16 protein-coding genes and 1 pseudogene are annotated in these 15,251 nt (G+C 62.0%); 15 read left to right on the top strand and 2 right to left on the bottom strand.

Features of this window, described 5'->3' with window-relative positions; all coding sequences use genetic code 11:
- Positions 1-27: 27 nt before the first annotated feature.
- From ShzoTeo12_RS20705 to ShzoTeo12_RS20680, 6 genes are all read left to right on the top strand, one after another.
- Positions 28-1,149, top strand: coding sequence for an extracellular solute-binding protein (locus ShzoTeo12_RS20705; protein WP_318913955.1), 1,122 nt, complete (start codon positions 28-30; stop codon positions 1,147-1,149).
- Between the two features lie 84 nt (positions 1,150-1,233).
- Positions 1,234-2,316 carry an ABC transporter ATP-binding protein gene (locus tag ShzoTeo12_RS20700; RefSeq protein WP_318913954.1) on the top strand — a complete coding sequence of 361 codons (1,083 nt, stop codon included), beginning with the start codon at positions 1,234-1,236 and terminating at the stop codon, positions 2,314-2,316.
- Between the two features lies 1 nt (position 2,317).
- The gene (locus ShzoTeo12_RS20695; RefSeq protein WP_119254788.1) at positions 2,318-3,199 is read left to right on the top strand and encodes an ABC transporter permease; all 882 of its coding nucleotides are present in this window, start codon (positions 2,318-2,320) and stop codon (positions 3,197-3,199) included.
- On the top strand, positions 3,196-3,996 hold the full coding sequence (locus ShzoTeo12_RS20690) for an ABC transporter permease (RefSeq protein ID WP_119254787.1): 801 nt from the start codon (positions 3,196-3,198) through the stop codon (positions 3,994-3,996). The genes ShzoTeo12_RS20695 and ShzoTeo12_RS20690 overlap by 4 nt, the downstream gene beginning before the upstream one ends.
- Before the next feature lie 23 nt (positions 3,997-4,019).
- Positions 4,020-5,315: an NAD(P)/FAD-dependent oxidoreductase gene (locus tag ShzoTeo12_RS20685; RefSeq protein WP_119254786.1), complete on the top strand. Its 1,296-nt coding sequence runs from the start codon at positions 4,020-4,022 to the stop codon at positions 5,313-5,315.
- A 17-nt stretch (positions 5,316-5,332) separates the two neighbouring features.
- Positions 5,333-6,439 carry a DSD1 family PLP-dependent enzyme gene (locus ShzoTeo12_RS20680; RefSeq protein WP_318913951.1) on the top strand — a complete coding sequence of 369 codons (1,107 nt, stop codon included), beginning with the start codon at positions 5,333-5,335 and terminating at the stop codon, positions 6,437-6,439.
- A 161-nt stretch (positions 6,440-6,600) separates the two neighbouring features.
- Here ShzoTeo12_RS20680 and ShzoTeo12_RS20675 read toward each other — a convergent pair whose 3' ends face one another.
- Positions 6,601-6,843, bottom strand: coding sequence for a hypothetical protein (locus ShzoTeo12_RS20675; protein ID WP_318913949.1), 243 nt, complete (start codon positions 6,841-6,843; stop codon positions 6,601-6,603).
- 315 nt (positions 6,844-7,158) lie between these two features.
- On the opposite strand from ShzoTeo12_RS20675, the gene ShzoTeo12_RS20670 reads away from it, so the two are divergent.
- The 9 genes from ShzoTeo12_RS20670 (at position 7,159) to ShzoTeo12_RS20630 (ending at position 14,602) form a co-directional block, all read left to right on the top strand.
- The gene (locus ShzoTeo12_RS20670) at positions 7,159-7,878 is read left to right on the top strand and encodes a FadR/GntR family transcriptional regulator (RefSeq protein WP_318913947.1); all 720 of its coding nucleotides are present in this window, start codon (positions 7,159-7,161) and stop codon (positions 7,876-7,878) included.
- A 44-nt stretch (positions 7,879-7,922) separates the two neighbouring features.
- The gene (locus ShzoTeo12_RS20665) at positions 7,923-8,903 is read left to right on the top strand and encodes a TRAP transporter substrate-binding protein (protein ID WP_318913946.1); all 981 of its coding nucleotides are present in this window, start codon (positions 7,923-7,925) and stop codon (positions 8,901-8,903) included.
- Between the two features lie 49 nt (positions 8,904-8,952).
- On the top strand, positions 8,953-9,783 hold the full coding sequence (locus tag ShzoTeo12_RS20660) for a 5-deoxy-glucuronate isomerase (RefSeq protein WP_318913944.1): 831 nt from the start codon (positions 8,953-8,955) through the stop codon (positions 9,781-9,783).
- A gap of 93 nt (positions 9,784-9,876) precedes the next feature.
- Positions 9,877-10,425, top strand: a complete 549-nt coding sequence (locus tag ShzoTeo12_RS20655; RefSeq protein ID WP_318913942.1) for a TRAP transporter small permease — start codon at positions 9,877-9,879, stop codon at positions 10,423-10,425.
- A complete protein-coding gene (locus tag ShzoTeo12_RS20650; RefSeq protein WP_318913940.1) occupies positions 10,422-11,714 on the top strand; it encodes a TRAP transporter large permease in 1,293 nt (430 codons plus the stop codon). Before ShzoTeo12_RS20655 ends, ShzoTeo12_RS20650 begins: the two co-directional genes overlap by 4 nt.
- 69 nt (positions 11,715-11,783) lie before the next feature.
- On the top strand, positions 11,784-12,539 hold the full coding sequence (locus tag ShzoTeo12_RS20645; RefSeq protein ID WP_318913938.1) for an SDR family oxidoreductase: 756 nt from the start codon (positions 11,784-11,786) through the stop codon (positions 12,537-12,539).
- A 1-nt stretch (position 12,540) separates the two neighbouring features.
- Positions 12,541-13,053 carry a gluconokinase, GntK/IdnK-type gene (locus ShzoTeo12_RS20640; RefSeq protein ID WP_318913936.1) on the top strand — a complete coding sequence of 171 codons (513 nt, stop codon included), beginning with the start codon at positions 12,541-12,543 and terminating at the stop codon, positions 13,051-13,053.
- Positions 13,054-13,799: 746 nt separating this feature from the next.
- Complete coding sequence (locus ShzoTeo12_RS20635) at positions 13,800-14,078, top strand: DUF1778 domain-containing protein (RefSeq protein WP_245424709.1); 279 nt, start codon at positions 13,800-13,802, stop codon at positions 14,076-14,078.
- Positions 14,075-14,602 carry a GNAT family N-acetyltransferase gene (locus ShzoTeo12_RS20630; protein WP_318913933.1) on the top strand — a complete coding sequence of 176 codons (528 nt, stop codon included), beginning with the start codon at positions 14,075-14,077 and terminating at the stop codon, positions 14,600-14,602. Before ShzoTeo12_RS20635 ends, ShzoTeo12_RS20630 begins: the two co-directional genes overlap by 4 nt.
- A gap of 478 nt (positions 14,603-15,080) precedes the next feature.
- Here the strand turns inward: ShzoTeo12_RS20630 and ShzoTeo12_RS20625 are convergent.
- Positions 15,081-15,206: pseudogene (locus ShzoTeo12_RS20625) on the bottom strand (methylmalonate-semialdehyde dehydrogenase (CoA acylating)); the annotation flags it as partial.
- Positions 15,207-15,251 lie beyond the last annotated feature (45 nt).

The following is a 15,251-nucleotide window of genomic DNA, read 5'->3' as shown; positions in this document are numbered from 1 at the left end:
CCGAACAAACCAGCAAAGGGGAACAGCATGAGCGACCATCATAACGACAGAAAATTGCAAAAAGGCATCAGCCGCCGCGCCTTCAACCTTGCCGGTCTTGGCTCCGTGGCGGCGCTCGTCGCTCTGAAGGCCGCGCCCTCCTGGGCCGCGGGCGAAAAGCTTACCTATTACGGCTTCGGCGGCATGACGCAGAAGGCAATGCACGAGGCGGGCCTTGCACCGTTCAGCAAGGCAACCGCCATCGAAGTGGTGGAAGGCACCTTCGGCGACGAAACCGAGGTCATCACCCGCATCAAATCGGGCGGTGCGGGCGATCTGAACGTCTTCGCCAATTCCGGCTTCGAAATGTACAAGCGTTATGTCGATCTCGAAGCCAATTCCGAACTGAACGAAGCCAATATCCCCAATCTGAAGCTTGTCTCGCCGACCCTCATCGAACGGCTGCGCAAGCTGACACCGAACGGCAAGCTCTCAGGCGTTCCCTATAATTACGGCACAACTGGCATTGCTTACAACACCAAGCATGTGTCACCGGAAGAGGCCCGATCGCTCGGCTTCAAGCTGCTGTGGGACAAACGCTTTGAAGGCAAAATGGCGCTCAGCAACAATGCGATGGAGCGCATCTGGGCAGCGGCCGTCCATGCCGGACAGGATACGAACAATATGAGCGACACCGACGCGCTCATGACATCGCTTCGCGAGCAGCGTCCGCTGGTCAAGAAATACTGGGAATCCGGGGCGGAGGTCATGGATCTGCTCGCCAAGGAGGAGGTGATCGTCGCCGATATCTGGTCGACGCGCGCCACGGCGTTGAAGAAGCAGGGCTATCCGATCGAGTATCTGGAACCGGAACAGTGCCTTGCCTGGATGCAGAATCTGTTCGTGCTGAAAGGTTCGCCAATGGAGCCCTGCGAGAAGTTGCTCGATTTCCTGCTGAAGCCGGAAGTCAATTTCGACTATTGCCAGCGCACCAACAACGGCTCCTCGCTCGATCCCAAGCAGACCGAGTTCCCCCAGAAATTGAAGGAACAGGCGGGCTACGATCCGAGCGGCACCTTTGCCGGGTTCAGCATCCCCGATGGCATCTATTGGGCGGAGAATCTCGACCGGTTCGAAACCCAGTGGCGGCGGATCGCCAAGGGCGCCTGAGGCGCCCGGGATCGCCGAAGACACGCGGCGCCCTCGAACGCTGCGTGTCTCTTTCTCATGTCCACAAAGGAGTACTGCCGGATCATGTTGGAATTTCGCTCAGTCACGCTGCGTTACGGCTCCTTCGTTGCCGTTCACGATGTCAACCTGACTGTGGAGACAGGCGGCTTCGTGGCGTTGCTGGGACCATCGGGCTGCGGCAAGACCACCCTGCTGCGCTCCGTCGCCGGTCTTGCCGGGGTAAGCGACGGCGACATCCTCATCAACGGCCGCCCGGTGACCGATGTGCCCGTCCACAAGCGCAATGTCGGCCTCGTCTTCCAGAACTACGCTCTCTTCCCCCACAAGACGGTGTTCGACAACATCGCCTTCGGCCTCAAATATCGCGGCCTGCCGAAAGCTGAGATCGCCGCAAAGGTCAACGAAGCACTGGAGATGGTCCGTCTTCCCGCAACCGCAGTGCGCTATCCATCGCAACTGTCCGGCGGCCAGCAACAGCGCATCGCCATTGCCCGCGCCATCGTCACGAAGCCTGACGTCCTGCTTCTCGACGAACCGCTGTCGGCGCTCGACGCTAACCTGCGCGCCGACATGCGCAGCGAAATCCGCGCGCTGCAGCAGGCAACCGGCATCACCACCGTCTTCGTCACCCACGATCAGGAAGAAGCGCTCGCCATGGCCGATGTGGTTGTTGTCATGAAGGACGGGCGCATCATCCAGACCGGCACGCCGGAGGATATCTACCGCACTCCGAAGTCGCGTTTCGTCGCAGAATTCCTCGGCCACGCCAACGTGCTTGCGGCAACCGTGGCCGAAAGCGACAAGGATTCAACGCTAATCGATGTGGTGGGCATTCGCACCCGCATCCCCGGCCGCGTATCAGCAAGACCGGGCGAAGCAGTCGAAGCCGTCATCCGTTCACCGTATGTCCGTGTCGGCCCGCCGGGCGTGTCCCAGGCCCCCACGGCGCGGGTGGTCGAGCGCACCTTCCTCGGCGACAAGACTACCTACACGCTCGACCTCGAAGGATTGCGCATCACCGCCTCCGCCCCCGACGACAGCCGCCCGCTGCAGGTGGGCGATCTGGCAGAAACGAGCTTCGATCCCGATCGCATCGCCCTTCTCGATGCAGCCGGAAACCATCTGCCCATCGAAGGAAGGGTCTGATATGGCGGCGGCTCCCCTTGAGCGCGGCGACCGGCTGCGCCTTATCCTACTTCTGGCACCAGCCATCATTGTGCTGGTGCTGCTGATCATCGCACCCACCGCAATGATGCTGCGCTACAGCTTCAATACCTATATTGGCGGCGGCCGCGATGCCGCGGGCTTTAACCTCGAAAACTGGGCCATGCTGTTTTCCGATCCCTATTATTATACCGGCCTCTGGAAAACCATACGCATAGCGCTGACGGCCACCATCATCGCCGTCTTCATCGGCTACCCCGTCGCCTATACCATCGCCTTTTCCGCCGCCATGCTGCGGCCCTTCCTGCTGCTGCTGCTGGTCCTGCCCTTCTGGATCAGCTTCATCATCCGCAACCTCGCCTGGATCAATATTCTCGGCGAACGCGGCGCGGTGAACGCCTTCCTGATGTGGGCCGGCATCACCGATGCGCCGCTGACCCTGCTTTACACCGAATTCTCCGTCATCCTCGGCATATTGAGCTTCGTGCTGCCCTATCTCATCCTCAACATCTATGTCAGCATCGATGGCATCGACCGCAACCTGCTGCATGCCGCCAGAACCCTTGGCTGCACCTCATGGCAGGCGTTCCGCGAGATCACCCTGCCGCTGTCACTACCGGGCCTCTGCTCCGGCATTCTCCTGTCGCTGGTACTGGCGGCGGGCACTTATATCACGCCAGCCCTCCTTGGCGGACCCGACGACTATATGTTTGGCAACATTATCGCCGACACCATCAATCACGAACTTAACTGGCCGATGGGCGCCGTGCTGTCGCTCGCCCTGACGCTGCTGCTACTTCTGCTGACCGCCGTCTATAGCCGCTATCTCGGCATCGGTTCGATCACGAAAGGGCTGACGCGATGACTTCCGCCGATGACAGCCCCGGCTGGCTGCTCAAACTCTTCACCGCGCTCGTCTACCTGTTCTTGTTCGGGCCGGTCTTCGTGGTGATCCTGCTTTCCTTCAACACCGCCGAATACGGCTCCTTCCCGATCCAGGGCTTCGGGCTGCACTGGTTCGGCGAACTCTTCGCCAACCAGACGGTGATGCGCGCGTTGAAAACCTCGCTGCTACTTGGCGTGCTGACCGCTCTCATCTGCGGCACCGTCGGCATTCTCGCCGCCCTTGCACTGGTCCGCTACGAGTTTCCCGGCAAGAAGCTCATCAACACGTTCCTGCTCACCCCGCTTCTGGTGCCAGAAACGGTGCTGGCAGTCGGACTTTTGCTGTTCCTGCAATGGTTCAAGCAACCGCGCAGTTTCGGGCTGCTGCTGACGGGCCATATCATGCTGGCACTGCCCTATGTGGTGCTGGTCGTGCATGCACGGCTGATGACCATACAGAAGGCTTATGAGGAAGCCGCCGCCACCCTTGGCGCCAACCGCTTCCAGGTATTCCGCGAAATCACCCTGCCGCTGCTGATGCCGGCCGTCGTCGCCGGACTGTTGTTGTCCTTCACGCTGTCCTTCGACAACGTCACCGCCTCGATCTTCTGGCGTCCGGTCGGCACCGAAACCTTACCTACGCAAATCTACAGCATGCTGCGCGATTCCGTCAGCCCCGAGATCAATGCGCTCGGCACCATCATGGTCGCCATCACCGTCGGGTTACCCCTCATCGGCATCGCGCTATTCCGCATCCTCTCGCAAAGGCGGCTGTAGTCTCAGACAGGAAGGCATTTTCCATGGCACCACGAGTGAACAGGATCGTTACATCTCAATGGACCGGCGAGGCGGCCGATGTCGTCATCATCGGCGGCGGGATCATCGGTTGCAGCACGGCGCTGTTTCTGGCCGAGCGTGGCATTTCGACGGCTCTCCTTGAAAAATCGGAGATCGCCTGCGAGCAATCCAGCCGCAACTGGGGTTGGTGCCGAACGCAGGGGCGCGATATCCGCGAACTACCGCTGATACTCGAAAGCATGCGGCTGTGGCGCGATCTGGAAGCCCGCCTGCCGGGCGCGACCGGCTTTGCCGTCTGCGGCACGCTGAACGTCTTTTCCACTGACCGGCAGATCGACGAGGGCCACGGTTGGCTGGAAAAAGCGCGCGATTACAGTGTCGATTGCCGTATGCTCTCCGCTGCCGAAATTTCCCGCCTCGTCCCCGAACATCGCGGCCGGTGGCGCGAAGCGCTATACGCCCCCTCCGACGGGCGAGCTGAACCCGGCATGGCCGCCCCCGCCATCGCCGCCGCCGCCATGCGGGCAGGAGCGCGCATCCATACCCGCACTGCCGTGGAGGGGATCGAGCTTTCCGGCGGGCGGATATCCGGCGTGCTGCTCGACAGGGGGCGTCGTCTCGCCTGCCAGCGAGTGGTGCTTGCGGGAGGCGCCTGGTCAAGCGCCATGTTGCGCCCCCTCGACATCCGCCTGCCGCAGCTTGCGATCACCGAATCCACATTGCGCACCGAAGCCTTCGATGGCGGTCCTGCTCTTTCCATGAAAGGCGGCGGCTTTTCCATCCGCAAACGGCTCGATGGCGGCTATACGGTCGGCTTCGGCACCACGATGACGGCGGAAATCGTCGCCGACAGTTTTCGCTTCCTGCCGGATTTCCTCGGGCTGATGCGGGAGGAGTGGCGCTCTATCCGGCTCCAGGCAGGCAGACGCACAGCCGGAAGCTTTCTTTCCCCCCAACAGTTCAACCGGCCGCGAACGGATGCCGTCCTGGACCCAGCGCCTGTCCGCCGCGATCTTTCGAAAGCCTGGCACCATCTGGTGGAAACCTTCCCCCATTTCCGTGGCGCAAAGATTGCGGAAGAATGGGCTGGCCTGATCGACGTCACACCCGACGCCGTTCCCGTCATCGCGCCTGTGGAGGCCGCACCAGGTCTGGTGGTGTCCACCGGCTATTCGGGTCATGGCTTCGGGCTGGGTCTGGGCGCCGGCCGCCTGACCGCTGATCTCGTCGCCAACGACAATCCGGTGGTCGATCCCTCCCCCTTCCGCCTGTCGCGCTTCCGCGGCAACCAGTCCTGACCCTAGGAGGAGCAGCCATGTCATCGCTTCGTCCGGACGATCCACGCCTGCTTTCCCTGCCAACGCCTTGCGCGATGATCGACGTCGCCGCGCTGACGCGCAACATCGATACCATGGCGTTCCATGCCCGGCAGGCCGGAATTGCGTTGCGGCCGCATGCAAAAACTCACAAATGCGCCGAGATTGCGCGCCTCCAGCTCGAGGCGGGGGCCGTGGGGATCGCCTGCGCCACAATCGGCGAGGCCGAAGCGCTTGCCGACGCCAGCGTCGGGCCCCTGATGATTACGTCTCCGCTGGCGGGCGATGAAAAGTACGCGCGCGCCGTGCAACTGGGCGAACGGGTGGATCTCACCTTGACCCTCGATCATCAGGATCATCTAGCCCAGATCGAGGCGGTAAAAAGCCGTAATGCCCGCCCCATTTCGGTTGTCGTCGAACTCGATGTCGGGCAGGGCCGCTCCGGGACACAGTCCGTAGCTGCCGCCATTTCGCTTGCAGAACGTGCGGTCTTTTCCCCTGCTGTGGTTTTTTGTGGCATTCAAGGCTTTGCTGGACAGGTGCAGCACATTGCCGATCACGATGCCCGCGAAGCCGGAGCCCGGCAGGTGGCGGATACCTTGAGGCAGACCCTCACCGGGCTGCGCCAGGCCGGGATCACGGCAGACATCGTCACGGGCAGCGGCACCGGAACCTTCGGTTTCGATTGCGCCGGGCCGTTCAACGAGGTGCAGGTCGGTTCCTATGTCTTCATGGACGCGGACTATCGACGCATCACCGACAAGGAGGGCGGCGCCCTGCCCTATGAACAATCACTGTTCATCCTGACAACCGTGGTGTCGGCCAACCGCGAAGGACAGGTGACGGTGGATGCTGGCACGAAGGCTGTTGCCTTCAACGGCCCTATGCCGGATATGATCCTCGGCGCGCCGAACGGTTCCTCCTACCACTTTGCTGGCGATGAACATGGCGTCGTCCGGCTACCACCGGGACGGAAGCCGCCGCGCCTCGGTAGCCGCCTGCTTCTCGCCGCGACGCATTGCGACCCGACCGCCAATCTCTACGGGCATTACATCGCCTTATCCGGCAAGAGCGCGGAGAAATGGCACGTACTCGGGCGCCACTGAACATTCCGGCGATTCCCATCGACGAGTAAGAAAACAGCTATGACTGATTATCCCGCTCTCTTCTTTCCTCGAAGCCCGGATGACCAGCCTCTTGATAGGGCAGCTTCATATTCATCATCCAGATACCGCTCCGCGAAGACGGTCCATGGAACTCGGCGATATCACAGCACGAAAGCCGTGCCGACGGCGAGCAGCATCGAGTTTTCTTTGCGGCCCGTCAGCCTCACCCCATAGGGCATTCCATAGACCGCGCAGACCCAGTAGACCACGAGGCTGCCGATCATGAACATCCGGCTGCGTGCGAAGTTCAGCACGTTCATGATGCCGAAGATGAGCGTGAGGCCGGGCGGAATCAGCGCGCAATTGGTCGATAGGATCGCGCCATTGATGATGAATTGTTCCATGCCGTCTCTCGTCGATTGCGTCGCCGTTTCACCACCGCGCTCCCATCCCAGCTTCGGCCCTAAATGCGCACGCGGACGCCACTCTCTTGGTAGACGCAGCGGCTCTGGGCTTATGCAGATAAGCTGTGACGCTGGCTTCTAAAAAGGCTCGAACCGATAACAGCATAGGACCGCTCACGGCATTGCTCACAGCTTGGTGTGTATTCGTCTTTTAAGGCGGGCAAATCATTTTTTCTGATCAACTAGCGACTGGTTGACCAATTTACTCCTTGATGCTATCCCATGGCAATCGGATGATGCCAGAGGGAGGCAGGGATGGAAGTTCTGAAGGGATTGAGCCGGATCGACGTCACGAGTCCGTCCGAGCAGATCATCCAGCAGCTCCGCGCCCTCATCGCCCAGGGCGTCATCAAGCCCGGTGATCGCCTGCCGGCGGAGCGTGCCCTCGCCGAACAGTTTGGCGTCGGACGCAGCGCCGTGCGCGAGGCGCTTCTCAAGCTGGAGTTCTTCGGCATCCTGCGCACGCGCCCGCAGAGCGGCACGGTGGTCGAGGACAACATGACGTCCTCGGGCATTTCGGGCCTGATCGCCAACATGCTGTCGATTGCCGACCCGGCCCCTGCCGACATGGTCGAGGCACGCAGGATTCTCGAAGTGCAGACGGCGCGTCTGGCTGCGGAACGGGCCGGCAAGGCGGCGATCGCCGCCATCCGCGCGGTGCATGAAACCCATGTAGCCGCGGTTGCCGAAAACCGGCCGTCCATCGAGCCGGACGTGCTCTTCCATCTTGAAGTCGCCAAGGCAACCGGCAACGAGGCGCTGCACTCCATGGTGAGCGTCTTCGCACCCCGTATCATTTCCAGCGCCAAGGAAAGCGGCACCTGCGATGCAGGGCGTGCGACCCAGGCGCTGGAGGAGCATGCGACCATCCTGCGCGCCATCGAACGCGGCGATGCGGACGCGGCAGGCCATGCCATGCATCGGCACCTGATCATGACGGGGACGCGCTACAGCGAACTCGACGCCGGAACCTGATCCGCGCTCCGCGGCAAGGTAATTCAACACCCTGGGAGGGAATAATGAGGACTGCCACTTTCGTTGGCGGCGCGGGCTTCGCGTTGCTTATGAGCCTGTCGGCTCACGCCGTCGAACTCAAGCTCGCGCATGCGCATCAGGACTCGATGGAATCCGAGATCCATACGACGTCCTGGCTGTTCCAGAAGTACGCACAGGACTTCGGAACCAACTTCAACGTGACCATTCACCCCAACAACCAGCTCGGCCAGGAGCGTGAGGTCTATGAGGCCATGCAGCTCGGCTCCGGCGCCGACTGCATCATCTCCGGCACCGCCATCCTGGGCAATTTCGAGAAGAAGGTCGGCGTGCTCGACCTGCCCTTCCTCTGGAAGGACTACGACCATGTCCACCGCGTCCTCGACGGCGAGGTCGGCACGGAACTGCAGACCGCATTGCGCAACAGCGGCTTCGAAGTCGTCGCCTGGCTGGATAGCTGGGGCTATCGCAACGTGGCCACGACCAACAAGGCCATCACGAATGTCGAAGACCTCAAGGGCCTGAAGATCCGCACGATCCCGACGGACACCTACGTCAAGGCGATCAATGCCATGGGCGCCAATGCCACGCCGATGGCATTCGGCGAAATCTACACGGCCATGGAAACGGGCGTGCTCGACGGGCTTGAGCACAATGCCTCCATCATCCTCGCCAACAAGTTCAACGAGGTCGCGCACAACTACGCACTGACGCGCCACCTCTTCGGCCCGCTGGCATTCGTCTGCTCCAGCACCTTCGTCAGCTCTCTGTCGGAAGCCGACAAGGCGACCCTGCAGAAGGCGGCCTGGTTTGCCCGCGACGCACAACGTTCGCTGGCACCGCTGCGCGAAGGCGAAGCCCTGAAGGCCCTGGCCGATGCAGGCGTCAACGTCACGGAGGTCGATACGGCACCGCTCCAGTCGGCCGCCGCAAGCGTGCAGGACGAGCTTGCCACATCCTTCGAAGCCACCGGGCTCCTCGAAAAGATCCGCGCCGCAGCGAAGTGACCCTATCAGCGGCGCCCCTGGCGGGGCGCCGTCCATTCCGGAGACTGCCATGTCCTTTCACATTCACGCGCACGACAACGAGAACCAGCCCATCGTCGTGCCGGGCGGACACCTTTCGCTCATCTACTTCAACCTCGTCAGGCTGAAGGCCGGCGAACGCCACGTCTTCGAGCGTGAAGAGCTGGAAGCGCATATCGTGCCGCTGCACGGCCTCGTCGATGTCCATGTCGGCGGGCATGGCTTCAGCGCCGTCGGCGGAAGACGGAGCATTTGGGACGGCCGGACAGACAGCGTCTACGCCGGCAGCCGCGGCGCGATCACCATCGAGGCGCTCAGCGATTGCGAGGTCGCCATTGCCGGCGCACGCTGCGCAGAGGAGTACCCTCCCTTCCGCGTGACACCCGAAGAGGTGGAAATGGTCGCCGTCGGTTCCAGCGAGACGCATTCGCGGCGCGACATCTACCACCTTCTCGGCCAGAACGGCGAAGGCCGCAGCGGCCGCCTGCTGGTCAGCGAACTCTATTGCGAACAGGGCTGCTGGTCGGGCTACCCGCCCCACAAGCACGATACGGACCGGGATGGCGAAACGGACCACGAGGAGCTCTACCACTACCGTTTCCAGCCAGAGACCGGCTTCGGCGGCCAGTTCCTCTATCGCGAGGGCGAGGCGCGACAGGTCGTGATGACGGGTCACCGCGATACGGTGCTGGTCGCCGGCGGCTATCACCCGACGGTCACCTCGCCGGGCCATGCCGAATATATCTTCACCATTCTCGCCGGCCGGACGAAGCGCGGGCTACTCCAGCATTTCGAGGAGCGGCACGCCCATCTCAAGGACGCCATTCCCGGCATCGGGACGATGCAGGCGAAGTTCCGCTGAAGCGGCACGGGCAGGTCAATCAACAAAGGCGGACGGCGGCGGGACGGGAGTGACCCGGCCGATCTGCCTACCACGTCGCAGGGAGGGGTTGCGATGCATGTCACATCTGATTTCGATACGGTCGAGAAGGAGGCATCCGGCAAGCCGGTCGCGACGCTTCCCGGGCCGCTCGGCACGCTCTTTTCGGCAGTCCATCGGCTGTTCGAGATCGCGGTCGTCATCCTGTTCGCCGCCATGGTCTTCGCCGCACTGTGGCAGGTCTTCAACCGGTTCCTCCTCGGCAGCACGCTGAGCTGGTCGGAAGAGTTCCAGCGCTACAGCCATATCTGGCTGGTGTTCTTCGCGGTGCCCATCGGCTATCGCCGCAACGCCCATATCGGCGTCGATATTCTCCAGAATGCGCTCAGTGCCCGCGGCGCGCTGGTTCTCGGCTGGATCATCGATCTCGCCTGGCTGGTTCTGGGCGTCGCGACCATCTCCGGAACCGCAACGCTGATGGGCGTCGCCTGGCGGCAGACCAGCCCGGGCATGGGCGTGACGATGGACAAGGTCTATCTCGGCCTCCTCATCGGCGGAGCCTATCTCGTCTTCACGGCCGTGGACCGGCTGCTTCAGAAGGTACTGGGAGTATCGGCAGCATGACGCTCATTCTTCTCTTCGGCGGCCTCCTCGTTCTGGTCGGGCTGGGTCTACCCGTGCTGCTGGCCATCGGCCTGACCAGCGCGGCCGGCATCTTCGTCATGCCCGGCGTCAACTTCGCGCTCTTCGCCCAGCGTACCTTCGCCATGCTGGATTCCTTCAGCCTGCTCGCACTGCCCTACTTCATCCTTGCGGGATCGCTGATGTCCAAGGGCGGGCTTTCCGGCGCGCTCGTCACCTTCGCGCAGACGCTTGTCGGGCATCTGCGCGGCAGCCTCGGCCACACCAGCGTCGTCGCCTGCACGGCCATGGCGAACGTCTCCGGCTCCTCTGCGGCCGAGGCAGCATCGATCGGCTCCATCATGATCCCGTCGATGAAGAAGCAAGGCTATCAGCCGGGCCTCGCCGCCAGCATCGTCGCGGTCGCGGCCATCATCGGTCCCATCATTCCTCCTTCGATGACGATGATCGTCTATGGCGCCATGACGGGTGTCTCGATCGGTGGCCTCTTCATGGCGGGCATCGTTCCCGGCCTGCTTCTTGCCGCACTGCTGTCGGGTTTCATCCGGATCCTCGCGATGTTCCCGCAGTATCCGGCCTTGCGTCATCATACGAAGCGCGCCACGTTCCGCGAAATCCTGAACAGCATCCGGGGCGCATGGGTAGCGCTTCTGGCACCGTTCATCATCCTCGGCGGCATTTTTGCCGGCGTCTTCACGGCCACGGAAGCGGGCGTCGCGGCCTGCCTCTACTCGGCCATCGTCAGCATGTTCGTCTATCGCGAGATCCGTCTGCGCGACCTGCCGGGCATCTTCCTGGATGCAGCCGTCACCGTCGCCATGGTCGTCGGCATCATCGCCGTCGCCGGCGCACTCGGCTGGCTTCTGTCCTACGTCAATTTCAACCAGTCGGTTCTCGCCCTGCTGCAATCGATCTCCAGCGACCGCTACGTCGTCCTGCTCAGCCTGCTCGGCATCATCCTCATCCTGACGATGTTCCTGGAAAGCCTTGCGGTGCTGATCGTCTTCGTTCCGGTCGCCGCCTATGTCGGGCAGGCCTTCGGCTTCGACCCGCTGCATCTCGGCATTCTGATGATCGTCACCACGCAGCTCGGCGCCGTCACGCCACCCGTCGCCGTGCTGCTCTTCATTACCAGCGCGATCGCCGAGGCGCGGTTTGTCGATGTGGTCAAGCACGCCCTGCCCTTCATCGGCGTACTCATCGTGTACCTTCTGATCCTCGCCTTCGTGCCGCAGATCAGCACCACGGTGCCACACCTCCTGGGACATTAACCCCGCACTCCCCCTCCTCGCCTGTCGACGACCGGCGAGGACTTGCCTGAACTCCATGGAAGGAAGCCCATGAGTACTCAACTGTTCGATCTGACGGGCAAGCGCGCGCTCGTCACCGGCTCCTCGCAGGGCATCGGCCTTGCGCTTGCAAGGGGGCTCGCCGCCGCAGGTGCGGAAATCGTCCTCAACGGCCGCGACGCGGCCAAGCTCGCCGCTACGGCGCGGGACCTTGGCGCCGGGCACACGCTCGCCTTCGACGCGACGGATCACGCGGCCGTGCGCGAGGCCATCGATGCGTTCGAGGCAAAGGTCGGGGCCATCGACATCCTCGTCAACAATGCCGGCATGCAGCACCGCACCCCGCTGGAAGATTTTCCGGAAGACGCCTTCGAGCGCCTCCTGAAGACCAACATCTCGACGGTCTTCAATGTCGGCCAGGCCGTCGCCCGCCATATGATCGGCCGCGGCGGCGGCAAGATCATCAACATCGCCAGCGTCCAGACCGCGCTCGCCCGTCCGGGCATTGCGCCCTATACCGCGACCAAGGGCGCCGTCGGCAACCTCACGAAGGGCATGGCCACGGACTGGGCGAAATACGGCCTGCAATGCAACGCCATCGCGCCGGGCTATTTCGATACGCCGCTGAATGCCGCGCTGGTCGCCGATCCGGCGTTTTCCGAGTGGTTGGAGAAGCGCACGCCCGCCGGTCGCTGGGGAAGAGTGGAGGAGCTTGTCGGCGCCTGCGTCTTCCTTGCCTCTGATGCATCCTCCTTCGTCAACGGGCACGTGCTCTATGTCGACGGCGGCATCACGGCGTCGCTTTGACATGGGCATCTCTCCCGACCAGCAGCGCCTCGTGCTGATGGGGGTCGCCGGCTGCGGCAAGACGACAGTCGGCACGGCTCTCGCCATGCGCATCGACGCCACCTATCTCGACGGCGACGACCTGCATCCGCCGGCAAACATCGCGAAAATGAGCCGTGGCGAACCGCTGACGGACGACGACCGCTGGCCCTGGCTGACCCTCGTCGGCCAGAGGCTCGCCGAACCGGACGGAGCCCTGATCCTCGGCTGCTCGGCGCTGAAGCGCAGTTACCGCGACCACATCCGCCGCGAGGCCGGCGCACCGGTCACCTTCGTCCACCTGTCCGGCAGTAGGGACCTGATTGGCGCGCGCATGGCCACCAGGGCCGGGCACTTCATGCCGACGAGCCTTATCGACAGCCAATTCGCCGCACTCGAGCTGCCAGAGAACGATGAGAAAGCCATAATTGTCGATATCGATGCACCGCTAAGAAGCGTTGTCGAGCAGATTGCTGCCGCGATCAGACGAGACTGAACGACCTGCCGTGGCCCAATCGGACCGGTTCAATGCCGTGCAGCCCGCCGCTCTGCTACGGACCTGCTGGAAATACGCCAGCGCTGCGGACGCGCCGTGCTCGCAAGCTCGCGCCTCGAAAAAGCAGCAACAAGGCCGGCCACCGTCCTGCAACGTTCGATGCTTGCTGCTACGTCCGAGGCAGAGGTGAGGGCAGTCTTCGGATACGCCCTTCCGCAAACATCATCAACGATCTGAAAACGCTTAGTAATCCAGAGCTTCAGAAGCTCGAAATAAGCGCTGGCTGGGGCGCCAGGATTCCCAGCCAAGGATTCCGCCCTATTTCAAGCCATTGAGAAGATTATTAAATCCTTATCACCTAATACTCCCTGTACGACAGTCTTGTACTACAATCCAATACGACAGTCCGGTGGAATTTTATGGCTGCTATGCGAAATTATCGCCGCCTTATGGTTACGCCCCTACAGTGACAGTCAATCCATCGGTCCCACCAGATGGACCTTTCGGGGGCGGCTAGACGGCTACCTGAACGCTCACAGCGACAGCAGGGTCGTGATAATCTGTCCAGCGGATTTTCCCGGGAAACTAATCAGGCTTGGCGCGTCTTAAACTTGAGACCTTGCTTTAAAAGCCTCCTCTACGGCAAGCGACCGGAGGATTACGTACACCATCAAGACGCACGACCTTGAAAATCAAGCCAAGCTCGCGTACATCTTGAACAAGTACCTTGCACAAGGGAGATGGAGATGCCCCAAGCTGCCGTGGATGACAACAAGCGCATGAATCTGCGCGTCTCGCCGGAAACGAAGGCCAAGCTCGTACGCGCGGCCGCATTGCGCAACACCGACCTGACCAACTTCGTGACCCAGACCGCCTTGCGGGAGGCCGAAGCCGTGATCGAGGCGGCCGAGGTCGTTCGGCTCTCGTCACGCGATCATGCGCGCGTGCTTGAGCTGATGGAAAATCCGCCTAAGCCCAACGCAAAATTGCGCTCGGCAATCGCGGCGTTGCCCGACACCCTATGACACTGCCCACATGGAGAGAAGAAGCCATCGCGAAGTCGCATGATCGTCAGTCTTTCGACTGCGGCGATCCGGCGATGAACGAGTTTTTCCGGCGCTACGCGCGTCAAAGCCACGAACAAAATGCTTCAAAGACTTTCTGCGCAATCGACGTCGCCACGCCCAATCGCGTGCTCGGCTTCTACACCGTTGCCCCCTCCGCCATAGCCCATGAGCTAGTGCCGGCGTCGATGACGAAAGGATTGGCCCAGCACGAGGTTTCCGGTTTCAAGCTGGCACGCATTGCGACCGACGTGAAGGTAGCCGGCCACGGCTTGGGTGGCCAACTCCTCGCGGCCGTTGCGTTGCGCTGCCTGCGGGTCGCCACCGAGGCTGGCGGCGCGTTGCTGATCATCGACGCAAAGGGGGTGCGGGCGGCCAAATGGTATGCCAGCTACGGGGCCGAGCCGCTCAAAAACAGTCCCCTCACGCTGGTCATGCCGCTCGCAACCTTCGCCGCCGACCTCAAGGCCAAAGGCCTTCTCTGACGGAGGCGGCCATTTGACTATAGTCATCTATTCGCGCGGCGCTAGCGGTGCATGACCGCAGAACTTTCTGAATATCCCGAATAGCAGTAGGTCGATACATTGAGTACCAATATGGGCCGGTTGTGCACTTCAGCTTGCGCACGCTAGATATCCGATTTGGGGCCGTGAGCTGATAGTCCGCTTGTGGAGAACGAGGTCGAGAAAGCAGACTTCAACAGTGTGTTCGGAACACATAGGTGCAGTTCGAATCTCCTCCGATGAGATGCGGGATAGTGGTGAGCACTATGTCTATTTCAGGCAAGATGGAGTTTCCCTCGTCGGGAAAAATTGCGAGATCGACAAGTTCCGCGCCATCAACCTCCGGACATGTGGCGGCTCCATTCAGGGTGGAGCCTGCTGTTGCAAGACCACCGATAAACGTACCGTGAGATACACCGCCGAGTGTGACCTCGGCGGCGCAATATCCCGACGTCTGGCCCTATCGCATCGTCGGCATGACGAAATCCGCGCCTGAACGGATGCCAGTCGGCCAGCGGGTCGTGATGGTCTTGAGCTTGGTGTACAAGCGTACGCCTTCAAGGCCGTGCATATGATGGTCGCCGAAGGAAGCATGGGGACGGTCTAGGGCGCATCATCGACTTCCTGCGCG

Origin of the sequence: Shinella zoogloeoides, from assembly GCF_033705735.1 — a bacterium.
Lineage (GTDB): Bacteria > Pseudomonadota > Alphaproteobacteria > Rhizobiales > Rhizobiaceae > Shinella > Shinella zoogloeoides_A.
This window is presented reverse-complemented; position numbering and strand designations above follow the sequence as displayed.

Excerpts from the sequence above, each read along its gene's own strand:
- ShzoTeo12_RS20705 (WP_318913955.1), top strand. The coding sequence starts at position 28 with ATGAGCGACCATCATAACGACAGAAAATTGCAAAAAGGCATCAGCCGC.
- ShzoTeo12_RS20700 (WP_318913954.1), top strand. The coding sequence starts at position 1,234 with ATGTTGGAATTTCGCTCAGTCACGCTGCGTTACGGCTCCTTCGTTGCC.
- ShzoTeo12_RS20695 (WP_119254788.1), top strand. The coding sequence starts at position 2,318 with ATGGCGGCGGCTCCCCTTGAGCGCGGCGACCGGCTGCGCCTTATCCTA.
- ShzoTeo12_RS20690 (WP_119254787.1), top strand. The coding sequence starts at position 3,196 with ATGACTTCCGCCGATGACAGCCCCGGCTGGCTGCTCAAACTCTTCACC.
- ShzoTeo12_RS20685 (WP_119254786.1), top strand. The coding sequence starts at position 4,020 with ATGGCACCACGAGTGAACAGGATCGTTACATCTCAATGGACCGGCGAG.
- ShzoTeo12_RS20680 (WP_318913951.1), top strand. The coding sequence starts at position 5,333 with ATGTCATCGCTTCGTCCGGACGATCCACGCCTGCTTTCCCTGCCAACG.
- ShzoTeo12_RS20675 (WP_318913949.1), bottom strand. The coding sequence starts at position 6,843 with ATGGAACAATTCATCATCAATGGCGCGATCCTATCGACCAATTGCGCG.
- ShzoTeo12_RS20670 (WP_318913947.1), top strand. The coding sequence starts at position 7,159 with ATGGAAGTTCTGAAGGGATTGAGCCGGATCGACGTCACGAGTCCGTCC.
- ShzoTeo12_RS20665 (WP_318913946.1), top strand. The coding sequence starts at position 7,923 with ATGAGGACTGCCACTTTCGTTGGCGGCGCGGGCTTCGCGTTGCTTATG.
- ShzoTeo12_RS20660 (WP_318913944.1), top strand. The coding sequence starts at position 8,953 with ATGTCCTTTCACATTCACGCGCACGACAACGAGAACCAGCCCATCGTC.
- ShzoTeo12_RS20655 (WP_318913942.1), top strand. The coding sequence starts at position 9,877 with ATGCATGTCACATCTGATTTCGATACGGTCGAGAAGGAGGCATCCGGC.
- ShzoTeo12_RS20650 (WP_318913940.1), top strand. The coding sequence starts at position 10,422 with ATGACGCTCATTCTTCTCTTCGGCGGCCTCCTCGTTCTGGTCGGGCTG.
- ShzoTeo12_RS20645 (WP_318913938.1), top strand. The coding sequence starts at position 11,784 with ATGAGTACTCAACTGTTCGATCTGACGGGCAAGCGCGCGCTCGTCACC.
- ShzoTeo12_RS20640 (WP_318913936.1), top strand. The coding sequence starts at position 12,541 with ATGGGCATCTCTCCCGACCAGCAGCGCCTCGTGCTGATGGGGGTCGCC.
- ShzoTeo12_RS20635 (WP_245424709.1), top strand. The coding sequence starts at position 13,800 with ATGCCCCAAGCTGCCGTGGATGACAACAAGCGCATGAATCTGCGCGTC.
- ShzoTeo12_RS20630 (WP_318913933.1), top strand. The coding sequence starts at position 14,075 with ATGACACTGCCCACATGGAGAGAAGAAGCCATCGCGAAGTCGCATGAT.